This window comes from Sphingomonas sp. (genome assembly GCF_051962185.1).
Lineage (GTDB): Bacteria > Pseudomonadota > Alphaproteobacteria > Sphingomonadales > Sphingomonadaceae > Sphingomonas.
The window spans coordinates 1-17,080 of record NZ_JBQCCN010000071.1; the positions used below are offsets into that span (position 1 = coordinate 1).

Here is a 17,080-nt window from a genome sequence, read left to right on the forward strand (position 1 = left end):
TCGCGTTCGTGGCTGACCAGCACGATCGTCGCCGGATAGGATTGCAGGAAATCCTCGAGCCACAGCACGGCTTCGAGGTCGAGATGGTTCGACGGTTCGTCGAGCAGCAGCAGGTCGGGCTGCGAGAAGAGTAGCGACGCCAGCGCGACCCGCATCCGCCAGCCGCCCGAGAAGCTGTCGAGCGGACGGTGCTGCGCCTCCTCGTCGAAGCCCAGGCCGACCAGAATGCGCGCGGCGCGCGACGGCGCGGTATGCGCGTCGATCGCGTTCAAGCGCTCGTGGATCTCGCCTAGCCGGTCGGGATCATGGCTGGTTTCCGATTCGTGCATCAAGGCGGCGCGCTCGGTATCGGCGGCGAGCACCGTCTCGAACGGCGTCGCCGAGCCGGCCGGCGCTTCCTGCGCGATATAACCGAGCCGGCTGCCGCGCGGCATGTCGACCGATCCGGTATCGGGTTCGAGCATCCCGGCGATTACCCGGACGAGCGTGGTCTTGCCCGCGCCGTTGCGGCCGATCAGGCCGACGCGGCTGCGCGGCGGCAGCTTGGCGGTGGCGCCGTCGAGGATCGTCCGCCCGCCGAGGCGGACCGTGATGTCGGTCAGATTGAGCATGAGAGCCGCGCCTGTAGCAAATGGGGGAACGCTTGCCTATCCGGGTGCGATGGGCGCGCGGCCTTTCAATCCTTCCCCTTGCTGGGGAGGATTGCTTGTGACCGCGAAAAATCGTCACCCCGGCCTTGTGCCGGGGTCTGCCGGGAGGCAAGCGGCGGACGAGAGGCTCCATGCGAGTCCCTCGAGGCGCTGCAGACCCCGGCACAAGGCCGGGGTGACGAAGGAAAAGCTGAGACCGTGACCGACCTCGCAGTGCTTTTCGAACATCCCCAATGGTTTGCCCCGCTGTTCGCGGCGCTCGACCGGCGCGGCGTATCCTACAATTCGTTCGGTCCCGACGGCCATTGGAATCCGGCCGACACCGGTATCCCCGCGCCGGTAGTGCTCAACCGCATCGCGATGTCGAGCTTCCTGCGCGCCGACGAGCATCCGATCTTTCACAGCATGGCATTGCTCGATCATTGGCGGCGTGCGGGCGCGCGCGTGGTCAACGGCGCCGACGTGATGGCGATCGATGCCTCCAAGGCGCGCCAACTCGCGCTGATCGCCAGCCTGGGCCTCGCCATTCCCGAGACGCGCGTCGTCCACCGCGCCTCCGATGTCGAAGCCGCCGCCGCGACGCTGGCTTTCCCGCTGGTCGTGAAGGCCAATATCGGCGGGTCGGGCGCGGGGATCATGCGCTTCGACAACATGGCCGAATTGGGCTGGGCAGTCAGCGCGAACGAATTGCCGGTCAGCGTCGACGGCGTGTTGCTGGTCCAGGATTACGTCCCCGCGCGGGGCGGCACGATCACCAGGCTAGAGACGCTCGACCGCACATTCCTCTACGCGATCGAGATCGCCGGGGGCGGTGCGTTCGACTTGTGCCCGGCCGATGCCTGTGTGGCGGATTCGAACATCAGCATGAAGGCGACCGATCCCGCGCCCCGATTGGTCGCCGCGGTCGAAAAGATCGCGCGCACGATGAACCTCGATGTCGGCGGGATCGAGGTGATGATCGACGATCGCGACGGCACGCCTCGCTTCTACGACATCAATGCGTTGTCCAATTTCGTCGCGCAGCCGCTGAACGTGCTTGGCTGGGACCCGCACGAAAGACTGATCGACTGGCTCGACACTCTCATCTCGGAGGCCAAAACCTGATGCGCTACGGTTACTGGATGCCGGTGTTCGGCGGCTGGCTTCGCAATGTTCCCGACGAGGGAATGGAGGCGAGCTGGGATTATGTGAAGCGGCTGACCCAGCGCTCCGAGCAATGGGGTTACGACCTGTCGCTGATCGCCGAGCTCAATCTCAACGACATCAAGGGCGTCGAACAGCCCGCGCTCGACGCCTGGTCGACCGCGGCGGCGCTGGCGGCGGTGACCGACAGGATCGAGTTGATGGTCGCGGTGCGCCCCAATTTCCACCACCCGGCGCTGTTCGCCAAGGCGGCGGCAAACGTCGACCGTATCTCGAATGGCCGGCTCGCGCTCAACGTGGTGTCGTCCTGGTGGGCGGACGAGGCGCGGCAATATGGCCTGCAGTTCGACCAGCATGACGACCGCTACGCACGGACCGAGGAATGGCTGAAAGTGGTCGATGGCCTCTGGACCGAAGAGCAGTTCAGCTTCGACGGGCAATTCTACAAGACGGAAGACGCGATCTGCGCGCCCAAGCCGGCCAAGCGGCCGACCGTCTACGCCGGCGGCGAGAGCGAGAAGGCGAAATCGATGATCGCGGCGCAATGCGATGCCTATGTCATGCACGGCGACCCGGCCGAGGCGATCAAGCCCAAGATCGCCGACATGGCGGCGCGGCGCGAGGCGGCGGGCGGTACGCCAATGCAATACGGCATGGCGGCCTATGCGATCGTCCGCGACAGCGAGGCCGAGGCCAAGCGGGAGCTCGAACGCATCACCACGGTCGGCGAGCTGCCGGCGGGCTATGCCAATTTCGATCAATGGCTGTCGGGTACCCAGCTCGAGCGCGAACTCAAGATCCAGGAATATTCGGTTTCGAACCGCGGCCTGCGTCCCAATCTGGTCGGCACGCCCGAGCAACTCAAGGAGCGCATCGCCGAATATGAGGAGGCGGGCCTCGACCTGCTGCTGCTCCAGATGAGCCCGCAGGCGGAGGAAATGGAGCGGTTCGCGGTGCAGGTGATGGGCACCGCCTGACCGCGGCGAGGTTTAAATCGAATCCGTCCGCTCCACTCTAGCGCGCCATGCGTCGCCGGATCGCGGTGGGCGGGCGGCGATAGACCTGTTGGAAGGCGGCGTTGAACGACCGGACGCTGCCGAAGCCCGCCGCGAGCGCGATCTCGGTCATGCCGAGGTCGGTGCCGTCGATCAGCCGCTTGGCGCGCTGGACCCGCGCGGTGCGCGCGGCGGCGAGTGGCGTCGTGTCGAGATAGCGGCGGAACAGGCGGGACAGATGGCGGGCGCCGATCCCGAGCCGTTCGGCAAGCGCGTCGACTCCCGCCTCGTCGAGCGCACCCTGTTCGATCAGCCGAAGCGCGCGATCGACGGTGGCGCGCGCCCCGCGCCACGCCGGCGAATGCTGCGCGGTCTCGGGCCGGCAGCGCAGGCAGGGGCGAAAGCCCGAGGCCTCGGCGGCGGCGGCGCTGGGGAAATAGCGGACGTTGCGCGACATCGGCTGGCGCACCGGGCACACCGGGCGGCAATAGATGCCGGTCGAGGTGACGGCGATGAAGATCACGCCGTCGAACGCCGGATCGCGCGCATGGCGCACGCGCTCGCAGAACTCGAAATCGAGCTCGGCTGTCAGGTCGGCGGGCCGCGTCATCGTCCCGCCGGTCTAAACCGTCGCGCGTCGGTTGTCGCCGGGGCGGTGTTGACCGCGTCCGATTCCTGCCAGCGGCGCACCGACCATCGCGGTATCCGATCGCCAATCCCAACGATCGGAGAGTGTCATGGCCTCGATTCATCACCAGATTCTCATCGCCGCGGAGCCCGAGGCGATCTGGAACGCGGCACGCGATGTCGGCCGGCTGCACGACCGCCTCGTTCCCGGCTTCGTCGCCGATACCGAGATGCTGACCAGCGACGGCGCTCCGGTTCGCCGCGTCACGTTCGTCAACGGGCGGGTGGTCGACGAGACGATCGTCTCGGTCGACGACGATGCGCGCCGCCTGGTTTGGGCGATCAAGGAGTTCGAGCACCACAACGGCGTGCTGACGGTCGCCGCCGCGCCCGAAGGGGCACGGGTGACCTGGACCGCCGATATCCTGCCCGATACGCTGGCCGCCCAGGTCTCGCCGGCGATGCTTCATGGGCTGGCGATGATGAAGGCGCATTTCGAAGGCAAGTCCTGACGCCACGACAGCGCACGGTGAATGACAACCGCGCGTCCGCCGCTGCCGCGACCTTGGGAGCCTGTCGCGCGCTCGGGCGTTTCGCTTTCGCATCGATCATCGGAAGGATGCGGTTTGGCTCCGCGCGGATTACTGACGACTTACCCCGCCATCCGCGACACCGCTCTTTGTCTGCTGGCGTCGCTCCCGCTCGTCATGCTCGCGGGCTGCCATCGCGACCGGCGAGTCGATCGGGCCGGCGGCGATCCGCGGATGGGCGCCATTACCATCACGCGCCAGGCGTGCGGATCGTGCCACGCCATTCCGGGAATCGAGGAGGCCGACGGCAGGGTCGGCCCGCCGCTCGCGCATTTCGCGGGGCAACAGACGATCGCGGGCACCTTGCCCAACACGCCGGATGATCTCGCCCGTTTCCTGCGCTCGCCGCGATCGGTGGTGCAGGGCGGGACGATGCCCGATCTCGCGCTGACCGATGAGCAGATCCGCGACATCGGCGCCTATCTGTACACGTTGAAGTGACCCCGGTCGTGCGCACGGAACGCAAGATGCTGCTGATCGGCTGGCTCGCCGGCCTGGCGACCGCCGGCGGGATCGCCGGGATCGCGCTGACGCTGATCCTGACCGGGGTGATCTTCAACATCAGCGCGACCCAGCCGCATACCCCGCTCTTCGCCTGGGGCGTCCATGCCACGATGAAGAATTCGGTCGCGCGGCGCTCGCGCGGCGACGTTCCGCGTCTGCCGCTGACACGCGACACGCTGCTCGCCGGCGCACGCGAATATGAGGCGCATTGCGTCGTCTGTCATGGCGGACCGGGCGTGGCGCGCGCGCCCTGGGTCAGCGGGATGCTGCCGACGCCGCCCTATCTGATCGACGCGTCGAGCCGCTGGTCGCACGCCGAACTCTACAATCTGGTCCATGACGGCGTGAAGATGACCGGCATGCCGGCCTGGGGTGAAGTCGAATCCGATCGCAAGGTGGCCGAGGTGGTCGCGTTCCTGGAAATCATGCCCAAGCTGACGTCGGACCAGTTCGACCGCTTGCGCCGCCGTGTGCACGCGGAACTGGCCGCGTCGTCGCCCACTGTGCCGGCGGCCGGCCAGCCGAGCGGCGCGACGCCTTAGCGTTCGTCTTGCCGCCCGATCGCGCTCGCCTAGTCGCGACCCCGCCGCCGTTGTGCTAGCGTCCGACCACACCACGCGAGATGGCGAATCGGGCGCATAACGGCTGAGGAGGGCTGTCATGGCTGGCGCGATCGACGATGCGAAATTTCATGCTTTTGTCGGCAAGATGCTCGGAGACCTGGGCGGCGGGATGAGCGTGCCGACCGTACGGCTGGGGCTGAGACTGGGGCTGTTCGATGCGCTGGCCGAGGCGCCGGCGACCGCCGCCGACCTCGCCCGCCGCGCCGGCGGCCTGCACGAACGCTACGTTCGCGAATGGGCACTGGCGCAGACCGCCAACGGCTATGTCGACTACGACCCCGCCACGCAGCAGTTCAGCCTGTCGCCCGAACAGGCGATGGTGTTCCATCATCGCGACAGCCCGGTCTATCTTGCCGGCGCGTTCGATCTGGTGGCCGCGATGATCGAGGCCGAGCCCAAGGTCGAGCAATGCTTCCGCCACGGTACCGGCGTGCGCTGGGGCGATCACGCCGGGTGCCTGTTCTGCGCGACCGGCGCCTTTTTCCGGCCGGGGTACGTCAACAATATCGTGCAGTCGTGGATTCCCGCGCTCGACGGCGTCGAGGCGAAATTGCGCGCGGGCGCGAACGTGGCCGATGTCGGGTGCGGGGTCGGTTTTTCGACCTTGCTGATGGCCCAGGCCTATCCCGAGAGCCGCTTCACCGGCTACGATTTCCACGAGCCCTCGATCGAGGAAGCGCGCCGTCACGCCGCCCAGCACGGGCTGGGCGACCGCGTGACGTTCGAGGCGGCGAGCGCGAAGGATATCGGTGAGGGCGATTTCGACCTGATCACGATGTACGATTGCCTGCACGATATGGGCGACCCGCGCGGTTGCGCCGCGCACATGCGCCGGATCCTCGCGCCGGGCGGCAGCTGGATGATCGTCGAGCCGATCGCGGGCGACCGGCCGGAGGACAATATGAACCCGGTCGGCCGGCTCTATTACAACGCCTCGACGATGATCTGCGTCCCGACCTCGCTCGACCAGGAAGTCGGCGAAGGCCTCGGCGCCCAGGCCGGCGAGGCCAGGCTCTCCGAGGTGATCCGCGAGGGCGGCTTCAGCTCGGTTCGCCGCGCGACCGAGGGCTCGTTCAACATGGTGTTGCAGGCGACATGAGGCATCCGGCCACCGGTCGCCGTCCGATTTGACTGGCGGGCCGGCTCGGCGCGAACGATAGGGCGGACATGGAACGCGCAACCTTCGCCCGCCGCCCGCTCGCGCCGTCCGCCATCGCCGGCCGATCGATGCCGGGACGCGTTTGATGACCGGAGCGAGACGAGGGGAAAGCGTCGACGCTGCGCTCGACGCGATCGCGCGCGCTATTAAACCGCTAGGTGTCGAGACGATCGCGTCCGCCGATGCCTATGGGCGCGTGACCGCGAAGGCGGTCGTGGCATGCCGCGCGGTTCCCCCCGTCGCGATGTCGGCGATGGATGGCTTCGCGCTGCGCAGCGCGGATACCGCTCTCGCCACGGTATCGGCGCCCGCCCGCCTCGCCATTTATCCGGCGGAGGTCGTCGCGGGAGTGGCGGCCACCATGCTCGAGCCGGGTTCGGCGATCAGGATCAGTACCGGTGGCGCCATTCCCGAAGGGGCGGATTGCGTCATCGCTCGCGAGCGCGCGACGCGTGACGGCGATTGGCTGGTCGTCGGCGAGCGCTGCGATGCCGGCAGGAACGTGCGATCCGCGGGCGAGGATTTCGCGCCCGGCGCCACGGTGATCGCGGCGGGGAGGCCGGTAACGCCGGCGGCGATCGGCGGCATGATCGCCAGCGGAGTCGCCGCGCTCGCCGTGCGGCGTCACCCCGCCGTCGCGTTGCTGGCGACCGGAAGCGAGTTCGCCGACGGTGCGGCGCTCGACAGCAATGGGCCGATGGTCCGAGCCCTGGCGCACGAGGCGGGAGTCGAGATCGACCTTATCGGGCCGGTCGCCGACCGGGTCGAGGCGATCGACGCGGCGCTCGATCGGGCGGCCGGCCATGACCTGATCCTTTCATCGGGCGGCGTGTCGGGCGGCGACCACGACCTCGTCCGCGCCGCGCTCGAGCGTCGCGGCGCGCGGATCGTCTTTCACGGCTTGCCGATGCGTCCCGGCAAGCCGATCCTGTTCGCCATCCTTGCCGACGGCCGGCCGTTCGTCGGCCTGCCCGGTAATCCGGTGGCGGCGATCGTCGGTTTCCGCTTCTTCGTCACCGCCGTGTTGCGCGCGATGCTCGGTCTCGCGCCCGAACGCGGCGAGCAGGTCGACGTCACCGTCGCCGCGCGCGAAGGCGTGACGATGTTCCTGCGCGCACGGCTCGGCCCGCAACTGATCGGGCCGCGCACGGTCGACATCGACCTCGACCAGCGATCGCACGTCCTGTCCTCGGTCATCGCGGCGGATTGCTGGCTGCGCGTCGATATCGTTGGGGGGCGGCGGCGAACGGTCGCTTATCCGTTGGCCGCATCGCTTTTCGCGCCGTGACGAGCGCGAGCCATGGGCGAACTTTCGTGTATTCAGCGAAGCGGCATCGAAACAGGAGGAGCGGCGAATGGCGACGACCTGCGATCATCTCGACACGATCCAGGAGGTGACCCCGGCGACGCCGGGCTGCGCCGAATGCCTCAGGGACGGTAGCTGGTGGGTACATCTTCGACTGTGCCGGACCTGCGGGCACGTCGGGTGCTGCGACGATTCGCCGATGCGCCACGCGACCGCGCATTTCCACGAGACCGGGCATCCGATCATCGAAGGCTATGATCCGCCCGAAGGCTGGGGCTGGTGCTATGTCGATGAGGTGGAAGTGGATTTCGGTGGTGCGACGACGCCGCAACGCGGGCCGATTCCCAGGTTCATCGACGACTATGGCCGGTTGATCCCCTCGGCTATCCGCGGGTTGAAACCGCGAGTCTGAACAGCGGATCGAGTACGCATGATCGCGAACGGGGGAGAATGATGGAGACGATCGGCCGCGACTTGCGCGAGATGCAGCGGACGCCGCTCGCCCCATCGCATGTGGAGGCCCTGCGCGCGGCGGGCAGGGTGGTGGACTATGCCGCAGGCGCTTTTCTCTGCCGTCCGGGCCAGCCGATCGATCGCTTCGTCTATGTCGAGCAAGGCGAGATCGAGGTGGTCGATCCCTTCTCCGACGAACGCCTGTTGCCCTCGACGCTCGGCCCCACCCAGTTCATGGCGGAGATCGCCTTCCTGAGCGGCGGCAATTGGTCGCTGCCGATGCGCGCGGTCAGCGATACGCGGGTGATCGAAGTGCCGCGCGCCGACATGCTGCGAGTGATGTCCGAAATACCGGAGATGTCGGACATCGTCATCACCGTCCTGTCCGCCCGCCGCCGCCGGCAACTGGAGGCGCGCGACGCCGCGCTGGTGCTGATCGGGGAGGACGCCAGCCGCGATGTGCGGCGTGTGGCCGAATTCGCCAGCCGCAACCGGCTACCGTTCAAATCGCTCGCATTGGGCTCGCCCGAAGCCGAAGCGGTGGCGACCAGCAGCGCATTGTCGCCGGGGCAGCCGGCGGTGATCTTCGGCCGCGACACCGTGATCGCCGACCCGACCCCCGACAAGGTCGCGCGGCTGCTCGGGCTCAATCACGATTTCGCCGACGACCAGGAATTCGACGTGCTGATCGTCGGTGGCGGCCCGGCCGGCGTGGCGGCCGGCGTCTATGCCGGTGCCGAGGGCCTGAACGCGCTGGTGGTCGAAGATACCGCGATCGGCGGCCAGGCCGGGACGTCGAGCCGGATCGAGAATTACATGGGTTTCCCGACCGGAATTTCGGGCGCCGACCTGGTGTGGCGCGGCGAAATCCAGGCGATGAAATTCGGCACCCAATTCGCCATGCCGCGCCGCGTCGTGAAGCTCGAAACGCTGGAGGGCGGGCGGTTCTGCGCGACGTTCGGCAACGGTCGCCGGGTCAGCGCCGGCGCCGTGGTGGTCGCGACGGGCGTGCAATATCGCCAGCTCCCGATCGAGCGGCTGACCGAATTCGAAGGCGCCGGCGTCTATTACGCCGCGACCGAGATGGAGGCGCGCTATTGCCGCAACGCCGAGACGCTGGTCATCGGCGGCGGCAATTCCGCCGGCCAGGCGGCGATGTTCCTGTGCCGCTCGGCGGCGCACGTCCGGCTGCTGGTACGCGGGCATTCGCTCGCAGCGTCGATGTCGAGCTATCTGTCGAGCCGGCTGGAGGCGGACCCGTCTGTCACCATCGAGTACGGCGCGGAGGTCACCGCTCTCCATGGCGACGACGGCAAGCTGGAGGCGGTGACGATCCGCAGCGCCGCGGACGGGGAGCATCGCTCGGTGCCGGCCTGCGCCTTGTTCGTCATGGTCGGCGCCGCGCCCAATACCGGCTGGCTCTCGGGACTGGTCGAGCTCGACGACAAGGGCTTCGTGCGCACCGGGGAAGCGGTCGGCGGAAGCTCGCCTTATGCGACCTCGCGCCCGGGCATCTTCGCGGTCGGCGACGTACGCGCGGCGTCGGTCAAACGCGTGGCGTCGGCGGTTGGGGAAGGGTCGGTGGTCATTTCGCGGGTGTGGGAGTTTCTGAATCGGTGAAGCGCATCCCGGTCGACACGTTCGGCGATCTCCGGGGCGGCGCGAAGGCCCGCAAGGGGGGTTATTGCATTTAGTAAACTGGCACCGAAATTCTAAGGTGATATCAAAACCTTCGATTTCCGCGCTCCGAATCAACTGGCTTTCGTCGGCGTTGAATGTTGTCTAGCATGGCCAACTGTCGTTCAGCTAAAGCCGCTTGCTCTCCCGCTATTTCCGCGCGTTGCTTAATTGCGCGCTCAAATGCTAAGTCAGTGACAGTCGTAGAGTTCTTAACCGCCTCCGATACTCCATGGATTGCCTCCACCTGTGCCTTTGATGTCGACTCGATCGTTCCAATTAGTTCTGAATGACGGGCATTCATTCCAGACTCCATGCTTTCTAACTGGGATGACAGTCGATCAAAAGAATACGCAATTTGTGCCCTCAATCCACTAATGGCTTGCCCTAGATTTGCGAAACCACTTATCAAGACTGATGTTGTTCGTCTCTGTTCATAAATCGTGGCAAACTCATAAACTCTTTGCGCCCTTGATACGATAGCCTGCATCCGATCCTCTGCTATCATAGACGAATCCCGGACCCTGACCGTATCCACCTTAACAATCGGAAACGGCGCTTCGGTTTGCTCATATGCCAAACATAGTTCCAAGTAAGTTTCAGATTTCAACTTTATATTGTTCAGTCGATTATCGACTTGTGCCAAATACGTTAGAGCGTCTTCGATCTCCTGCCAGAATGGTGAAAACGCCTTATCCTTGAAGCTATTTTCGGCCGCGTCTAGGCTTGCTTCAACCTTTAACAAAAATTCGGGCAGACCGTGGTATATTGTTACCGCGCCTTCTCGGCATTCAATAATTTTATTCTTCAGTTCACGTTGTTCCCGCAAGTGCTGTTGTCGATAATTTTCTTCAATTTGGGCTCGTCGTTCAGCTTCGCGCCTTTCAGCCTGGCGAGTCGCTTCGCGCTTCCGCGCTTCCTCTCGCTGGTGCTTGTAAACTCGCCAGCCCACAATGGAGGCGGCAATGGCAATGAATCCGAGCATTCCAAATGCTTGATAAAAAAAGTAAATTGCGGCGACTATTGCAGCTAATACCAAGCCGAGAACAATCAGTCCGTCGTCCACTGCCCCCTCCGTTTCGCTCGCCGCGCCGCGTATAAGCGGAAGCCCCACGCCAACTGACGCGCTTCAGGATCGCCGGTCAAGCTATCGGTTCGTCGCCACGAACTGCCGCCCATCAGCGGTTCGTTATATGGGGTGATACCTGAAGGGGCGGATTGCACCACCGCTACCCCTAAGTCGTTGACTTATTGGTCGGGGCGACAGGATTCGAACCTGCGACCCCCACACCCCCAGTGTGATGCGCTACCAGGCTGCGCTACGCCCCGACCAGAGCGGATTCGCGCCTTCAATACGGTGCGAACCGGAGCGCGGGCCTCTAGGCGGTTGCCGCGCGCGATGCAAGCTCTCCGCGGCGCAGCGCCGGGACGCCAGCTTATGTTGCGTACGCGCCCGCATGATGATAGCGCGCGGCGCTTGATGCTGGCGCCCCTGACGGGCGCGTCAGCCTTGCCCATTTTCAGGACGACCATGCTCATTCCTCCCGCTTATGCCCAGGTTGCCGGCGGTGCCGCTTCGGGTTCCGACGGCGCCGCTCTGGCGATCACCTATCTGCCGTTCCTGCTGCTGATCGTCGGCTTCTACTTCCTGATCATGCGCCCGCAGCAGCGGCGCGCGAAGGATCTGCAGAACGCGATCTCGGCGCTCAAGAAGAACGACCAGGTGCTGACCTCGGGCGGAATCCTGGGCAAGGTCAGCAAGACCACAGACGTCTATGTCGAGCTGGAGATCGCGCCCAACGTCAAGGTCCAGGTCGCGCGCGGCGCGATCACCGAAGTGCTGTCGCCGACCACCGCCAAGCCGGCGAACGACTGATGCTCGATTTCCCGCGCTGGAAAGTGCTGTCGATCTTCGGGATTCTCCTGGCGCTGATGGCGCTCGCGATTCCGAGCTTCTTTCCCGAGGACCAGACCAGGAACTGGCCGGTTCATCCCCGCGTCCATCTCGGACTCGACCTCGCCGGCGGCGTGGCGCTGACGCTCGAGGCGAATACCGACGACCTGGTCAAGACGCGCATCGACAACATGCGCGAACAGGTTCTCAACGAGATGCGCCGCGATCCCAAGATCGACATCGGCCCGATCTCGACCGACAATGGCAAGGTCAGCTTCATGCTGCGCAACGTCGGGCAACTCGAGGAAGCGCGCCAGCGGCTGGTCAACATCACCGGCGGCGGCGCCGGCCTGTCGGGTCAGCGCGTCTGGGACATCGCGGTGGTCAATTCTTCGACCTTCGAGCTGACGCCGACCAAGGCGGGCATGGATCAGGCGATCACCGACGCGATGAGCAACGCGGTCGACGTCATCCGCAAGCGCCTCGACAAGTTCGGCACGACCGAGCCCGACGTCCGCAAGCAGGGTTCGAATCGCATTTCGGTCAAGGTGCCGGGCGTGAAGGACCCGCAGGCGCTCAAGGAACTCGTCGGCAAGACCGCGAAGCTCGAGTTCCGGATGGTCGACGACACGCCGGTCGTCCCGGGCAAGCCGTTGCCGTTCGGCACCGAGTTGCTGCCCTATCCGGAAGGCGGCCAGGACGCCAAGATCCTGGTCCAGCGCCGTGCGATCATCACTGGCGACCAGTTGTTGACCGCGTCTCAGGGGTACAAGCCGGACGAGCCGACCAAGCCGATCGTCAATTTCGGCTTCGACAGCGCCGGCGGCAAGAAATTCGCTCAGATCACCCAGACCAGCCAGGGCAAGCGCTTCGCTGTCGTGGTCGACGGTCAGGTCATTTCGGCGCCCGTGATCAATGGACCGATTTTGGGCGGCCAAGGCTATATCGAGGGCAATTTCACCGTCCAGTCGGCGAACAATCTCGCCATCTCGCTGAGCTCGGGCAAGCTGCAGGTCGACCTCAAGGTCGTCGAGGAATCGACCGTCGGTTCCGAACTCGGCAAGGACTCGATCCGTGCCGGCATCACCGCGTCGATCCTCGCGGTCGTGCTGGTCGTCATCTTCATGCTGGTGACCTATGGCCGGTTCGGCCTTTATGCCGACTGGGCGGTGGTCATCAACGTGGTCGTGATCATGGGCGTGCTCGCGCTGATCAACGGCACGCTGACCTTGCCGGGTATCGCCGGTTTCGTGCTGACCATCGGTACCGCGGTCGACGCCAACGTGCTGATCAACGAGCGCATCCGAGAGGAGCGGCGGCGCGGCCGCAGCGTCATCCAGGCGGTCGATCTCGGTTACAAGGAAGCCAGCCGCACGATCTTCGAGGCCAATGTGACTCACGCCATTTCGGGCGTGATCATGGCGGCGGTCGGGACCGGCCCGGTGCAGGGCTTCGCGATCGTGCTGCTGATCGGCATTTGTACCTCGGTGTTCACCGCCGTCACTTTCACCCGGATGCTCGTCGTCCTGTGGCTGCGGAAGCATCGTCCGCAGACCATCAATATTTGAGGCCGCGAGACATGCGCCTGCTCAAGATCGTTCCCGACAACACCAATATCGATTTCGTTCGCCTGCGCTTCTGGGCGTTCGGGCTGACGACGCTGCTGACCTTGGCCGCTATCGCCCTGGTGCCGCTCAAGGGACTGAACTTCGGCGTCGACTTCATCGGCGGCATCACCATCGAGGAAACCTTTCCGACGGCACCGCCGCCGGACAAGGTCCGCGCCGTGATCGACGCGCTGCATTATGGCGAGGCCAATCTGCAGTCGATCGGCGACGGCAAGACCGTCAGCATCCGCCTGCCCAAGCAGGAAGGCGGTCCGGGCAAGACCAACGAGGTGGTCAAGGGCGTCGAGGCGGCACTGGCCAAGAATTTCCCCGGCGCGACGTTCTCGCGCTACGCGACGGTCGACGGCAAGGTTTCCAACGAACTCAAGTTCCGCGGCGTGCTGGCGGTCGTGCTCGCGGTGATCGGCATCTGTCTGTTCGCGATCTTCCGCTTCGAATGGCAATTCGGCGTGTCGACCGGGGTGGCGATCATGCACGACGTGCTGATGACGGTCGGCTTCTTCGCGCTGACCCGGTTCGAAGTCGACCTCAACATCGTCGCCGCGGTACTGACGATCATCGGCTATTCGATCAACGACAAGATCGTCATCGACGACCGCATCCGCGAGAACATGCGGCGATACCGCAAGATGGACATGCGGGAGATCATCAATCTGTCGGTCAACGAGACGCTGCCGCGGACGGTGATGACCTCGCTGACGATCCTGCTCGCCTTGTTCTCGCTGTTGTTCCTGGGCGGCCACGTGCTGCGCGGTTTCACCGCGGCGATGATCCTGGGCGTGTTCGTCGGCACCTATTCGTCGATCTACGTCTCGTCGTCGCTGCTGATCACGCTCGGCCTGCGCGCCGAACCGACGCCGGACAAGCCGAGCAAGCCCAACGCGGCGAGCGGCGCCGAGCGCGTCGGCCCGGGCAGAGGCTGATGCGGATGGACCGCGCCCGTGCCGACGGGCCGGTCGTCTCCGGCCTGAGCGCGGCGGGGTTTCGCGTCGACGACAATGTCTATCGCGCGCTGGCGATCACGCCCGAGCGCGCCGACGGCTGGGCGCCGCCGCCGATCGCGGCGCTCGACGAGGCCGCGCTCGCCGACGTGCTGGCGCTCGATCCCCAACCCGAATTCCTGCTGCTCGGCACCGGGCCCAGCCTGGTTCGTCCGCCGGTGCCGCTGGTGCGGGCGATCGAGGCGCGGGGCATCGGCGTCGAGGCGATGGACAGCCGCGCGGCGGCGCGCGCCTGGGGCGTATTGCGTGCCGAGGGGCGCTGGATCGCCGGCGCCTTTTATCCGGTGGCTTGATCCCGGCGTCCGCTTGGTTAGGTTTCCCCGCGACATACAGGGGGAGGCGAAGGCATGAAGGGGATGCTGTCGATCGGTGCGCTGTTGATGGCGCTGGCGCAACCCGCGATGGCGCAGACCGCGCCCGCCCCGACGGCGCCTGCCGCCGCTCCGCCCGCCGTGGTCGCGCCCGCGCCCGACTACAATAACGACGCGGCCTGGCTCTGCCTGCCCGGTCGCAAGGATGCTTGCGCGGTCGACCAGGACGTCACCGTCATCACCGCCGCTGGCAAGCGGAAGATCGTCAGGTTCAAGACCGATCCCAATTCCCAATTCGATTGCTTCTATGTCTATCCGACCGTGTCGCTCGACCCGACGCCCAACAGCGACCTCAAGATCGGACCCGAAGAGCGCAACGTCGCGGCCGCGCAGGCGGCGCGCTTTTCCGCCAAATGCCGTGTCTATGCGCCGCTCTATCGCCAGGTCACGCTGACCGCGTTGCGCGATGTGATGATGGGCAAGGCGACCGCCGCCGACCGCAAGCTCGCATATGCCGACGTCGCGGCGGCGTGGCGCACCTATCGCGAGAAATATCAATCGGCGCGCGGCGTCGTGCTGATCGGCCACAGCCAGGGGGCGGGCATCCTCAAGCAATTGCTCGCCGACGTGATCGAGAACGACCCCGACCAGCGACGGCTGCTGATCGCTGCCTATCTGCTCGGCACCAATGTCGCGGTCCCGCAGGGCGCCGACGTCGGTGGCGATTTCAAGCGGACGCGGCTGTGCAGGGCGATGGACCAATATGATTGCGTGGTCAGCTACGTGACCTTCCGCGCCGATTCGCCGCCGCCGCCGAACAGCCGTTTCGGCAAGGTGCCGCAGCCGGGCATGGTCGCCGCTTGCGTCAATCCCGCGGCGCTGGGCGGCGGCAAGGCGGAGACCGACGCGATCTTCGGCGCCAAGGGCGCGGGGCTGGCCAGCGCGCCGCAGGGCCCGTGGACCAGCGACAATGCGCCGGTGACGACGCCATTCGTCTCGGTCCCGGGCCTCATCACCGCCGAATGCGCGTCGAACGACGGATTCGATTATCTGGCGGTGACGGTGAATGCCGATCCCAGGGATCCCCGCACCGACACGATCGTCGGCGACGTCATGGTCAACGGCGTCGTGCTGAAGGACTGGGGACTCCATCTGCTCGACATGCCGGTCGAGATGGGCGACCTGGTGACGTTGAGCGACCATCAGGCGGCGGCGTGGCGCGGGGTGCCGATCAAGCCCGGAAAGCGCTGAGCGCGATCGTCGGGCGCGGCTTCGGTTGTGTCAGCCTCGGCGAACCAGTCCTGACAAATGGTCGTACAGGCCGGCCGTGTTAGCTTCCCAGGTGAACCGTTCGGCGCCGGCCCGAACGGTCGCGGCCGGCGTGCGGTCGGATAGTACGCCGGCGATCCCGGAAGCGAAGCCGGCGGGGGTGCGACCGACGATCCGGCCGTACGCACGGTCCGTCACCACTTCGCCCGCGCCGCCGACATCGGGTATGACAACCGGCACGCCGCAGGCGAGCGCTTCGACCCAGGCGTTGGCCAGCCCCTCGTTGGCCGATGCCAGCGCCATCACGTCGGCCGCGGCCAGCAGCGCGGCCATCTCGCCATGCGGCACCGCGCCGAGCAATCGCACGCGGTCGGCGACCCCATGGCTCGCGATCCTGGCTTCGAGAGTGGCGCGATGGGAACCTTCGCCCGCGATCAGCAAAGTGACATTGGGCAGCGACGCGACGGCGTCGATCACAATGTCGTGTCCCTTGCGCTCGATCAGGGCGCCGGTCGAGACGACGAGCGGACCCTTGACTCCCAGCGCGGCCTTGGCCGTGGGGCGATCGGCGGGCGCGAACTGGCCGAGATCGACGCCAGTGCGGTGCACGCGGATTCGATCGCCAGGCATGCCCATCGACGCCATGTCGCGCTTCATCGCTTCCGAAACCGCGAGCAGACCGTCGGCGCTACGGCCGGCAGCGCGAATCTGACCCGCGGTGGCGGCGGCGGTACCCCAATGATGCACGTCGCTGCCCCGCGCCTTGATCGAGACCGGGACGCCGAACCTCTTGCCGAGCGCGACCGCCGCCGGCCCGTCGGGGAAGAAGAAAGAGGCGTCGATCACGTCGAACGCGAAGTCGCGACGGATATCGGCCAGCGCCGGAACCAGCGCGCGGGTCAGGAGAGAGGCATGGAAGCGCCCCGCCGTGCCGGGTAGCGCGAGAAAGCGCGGGCGATAGATGTCGACGCCTTTCCATTGTTCACCCAGCGGTAGCGTCGCAAGCGGGGCATGCCGGCCGCGCAGCGCGAGCGGAAAGGGCGGCAGGCCGATCGGCGCGACGACGCGCAGGTCGACGTCGGGGTGCGCGGCGAGACCGAGCGTCTGGCGCTCGACGAATACGCCGAAATTGCGCCGTGTCGCATCGGGAAACAGAGTCGAAAGCGTGAGGACGCGGAGCATCCGTCTTTCCTAGACCCCATATGGTTAATGAGGTTTGGCGGTTGGTCGGTTCAAATTCGCTTGGTGCC

18 protein-coding genes and 1 tRNA gene are annotated in these 17,080 nt (G+C 66.1%); 14 read left to right on the forward strand and 5 right to left on the reverse strand.

Annotated elements, in window-relative coordinates:
* Positions 1-611, reverse strand: a 611-nt coding sequence (locus ACTHJR_RS04680; protein ID WP_440521963.1) for an ATP-binding cassette domain-containing protein, incomplete at its 3' end; no start/stop codon positions are given.
* Positions 612-848: 237 nt separating this feature from the next.
* Here ACTHJR_RS04680 and ACTHJR_RS04685 point away from each other — a divergent pair.
* Together ACTHJR_RS04685 and ACTHJR_RS04690 are read left to right on the forward strand one after the other, a co-directional pair.
* The gene (locus ACTHJR_RS04685) at positions 849-1,754 is read left to right on the forward strand and encodes an ATP-grasp domain-containing protein (protein WP_440521964.1); all 906 of its coding nucleotides are present in this window, start codon (positions 849-851) and stop codon (positions 1,752-1,754) included.
* Complete coding sequence (locus ACTHJR_RS04690) at positions 1,754-2,770, forward strand: LLM class flavin-dependent oxidoreductase (protein ID WP_440521965.1); 1,017 nt, start codon at positions 1,754-1,756, stop codon at positions 2,768-2,770. The genes ACTHJR_RS04685 and ACTHJR_RS04690 overlap by 1 nt, the downstream gene beginning before the upstream one ends.
* 37 nt (positions 2,771-2,807) lie before the next feature.
* Here the strand turns inward: ACTHJR_RS04690 and ACTHJR_RS04695 are convergent, their stop codons facing one another.
* Entirely contained in the window at positions 2,808-3,398 is a 591-nt protein-coding gene (locus ACTHJR_RS04695; RefSeq protein ID WP_440521966.1) for a bifunctional transcriptional activator/DNA repair enzyme AdaA, read from the reverse strand.
* Positions 3,399-3,525: 127 nt separating this feature from the next.
* Here ACTHJR_RS04695 and ACTHJR_RS04700 point away from each other — a divergent pair, with 127 nt between their 5' ends.
* The 7 genes from ACTHJR_RS04700 (at position 3,526) to ACTHJR_RS04730 (ending at position 9,670) form a co-directional block, all read left to right on the forward strand.
* The gene (locus tag ACTHJR_RS04700; protein WP_440521967.1) at positions 3,526-3,927 is read left to right on the forward strand and encodes an SRPBCC family protein; all 402 of its coding nucleotides are present in this window, start codon (positions 3,526-3,528) and stop codon (positions 3,925-3,927) included.
* 195 nt (positions 3,928-4,122) lie between these two features.
* Complete coding sequence (locus ACTHJR_RS04705) at positions 4,123-4,446, forward strand: c-type cytochrome (protein WP_440521968.1); 324 nt, start codon at positions 4,123-4,125, stop codon at positions 4,444-4,446.
* Between the two features lie 8 nt (positions 4,447-4,454).
* Positions 4,455-5,051: a c-type cytochrome gene (locus tag ACTHJR_RS04710; RefSeq protein ID WP_440521969.1), complete on the forward strand. Its 597-nt coding sequence runs from the start codon at positions 4,455-4,457 to the stop codon at positions 5,049-5,051.
* A 118-nt stretch (positions 5,052-5,169) separates the two neighbouring features.
* Entirely contained in the window at positions 5,170-6,231 is a 1,062-nt protein-coding gene (locus ACTHJR_RS04715; protein ID WP_440521970.1) for a class I SAM-dependent methyltransferase, read from the forward strand.
* A gap of 145 nt (positions 6,232-6,376) precedes the next feature.
* On the forward strand, positions 6,377-7,579 hold the full coding sequence (locus tag ACTHJR_RS04720; protein ID WP_440521971.1) for a molybdopterin molybdotransferase MoeA: 1,203 nt from the start codon (positions 6,377-6,379) through the stop codon (positions 7,577-7,579).
* Between the two features lie 67 nt (positions 7,580-7,646).
* Positions 7,647-8,009, forward strand: a complete 363-nt coding sequence (locus ACTHJR_RS04725) for a UBP-type zinc finger domain-containing protein (protein ID WP_440521972.1) — start codon at positions 7,647-7,649, stop codon at positions 8,007-8,009.
* Between the two features lie 41 nt (positions 8,010-8,050).
* Positions 8,051-9,670, forward strand: coding sequence for an FAD-dependent oxidoreductase (locus tag ACTHJR_RS04730; protein WP_440521980.1), 1,620 nt, complete (start codon positions 8,051-8,053; stop codon positions 9,668-9,670).
* Between the two features lie 103 nt (positions 9,671-9,773).
* On the opposite strand, the gene ACTHJR_RS04735 is transcribed toward ACTHJR_RS04730, so the two are convergent.
* On the reverse strand, positions 9,774-10,793 hold the full coding sequence (locus ACTHJR_RS04735) for a hypothetical protein (RefSeq protein ID WP_440521973.1): 1,020 nt from the start codon (positions 10,791-10,793) through the stop codon (positions 9,774-9,776).
* 186 nt (positions 10,794-10,979) lie between these two features.
* A tRNA-Pro gene (locus ACTHJR_RS04740) sits at positions 10,980-11,056 on the reverse strand.
* 202 nt (positions 11,057-11,258) lie between these two features.
* On the opposite strand from ACTHJR_RS04740, the gene yajC reads away from it, so the two are divergent.
* Genes yajC through ACTHJR_RS04765 form a run of 5 tightly spaced genes read left to right on the forward strand, consistent with a single transcriptional unit; the run spans position 11,259 to position 15,812 of the window.
* Positions 11,259-11,603, forward strand: a complete 345-nt coding sequence (gene yajC, locus ACTHJR_RS04745) for a preprotein translocase subunit YajC (RefSeq protein ID WP_440521974.1) — start codon at positions 11,259-11,261, stop codon at positions 11,601-11,603.
* Positions 11,603-13,189 carry a protein translocase subunit SecD gene (gene secD / locus ACTHJR_RS04750; protein WP_440521975.1) on the forward strand — a complete coding sequence of 529 codons (1,587 nt, stop codon included), beginning with the start codon at positions 11,603-11,605 and terminating at the stop codon, positions 13,187-13,189. The genes yajC and secD overlap by 1 nt, the downstream gene beginning before the upstream one ends.
* A gap of 11 nt (positions 13,190-13,200) precedes the next feature.
* Positions 13,201-14,172 carry a protein translocase subunit SecF gene (gene secF, locus ACTHJR_RS04755; RefSeq protein ID WP_440521976.1) on the forward strand — a complete coding sequence of 324 codons (972 nt, stop codon included), beginning with the start codon at positions 13,201-13,203 and terminating at the stop codon, positions 14,170-14,172.
* Positions 14,172-14,543: an Mth938-like domain-containing protein gene (locus ACTHJR_RS04760; protein WP_440521977.1), complete on the forward strand. Its 372-nt coding sequence runs from the start codon at positions 14,172-14,174 to the stop codon at positions 14,541-14,543. The genes secF and ACTHJR_RS04760 overlap by 1 nt, the downstream gene beginning before the upstream one ends.
* A 54-nt stretch (positions 14,544-14,597) precedes the next feature.
* On the forward strand, positions 14,598-15,812 hold the full coding sequence (locus ACTHJR_RS04765) for a DUF3089 domain-containing protein (protein WP_440521978.1): 1,215 nt from the start codon (positions 14,598-14,600) through the stop codon (positions 15,810-15,812).
* A 30-nt stretch (positions 15,813-15,842) separates the two neighbouring features.
* Here ACTHJR_RS04765 and ACTHJR_RS04770 read toward each other — a convergent pair whose 3' ends face one another.
* The gene (locus tag ACTHJR_RS04770) at positions 15,843-17,012 is read right to left on the reverse strand and encodes a glycosyltransferase (RefSeq protein ID WP_440521979.1); all 1,170 of its coding nucleotides are present in this window, start codon (positions 17,010-17,012) and stop codon (positions 15,843-15,845) included.
* Positions 17,013-17,080 lie beyond the last annotated feature (68 nt).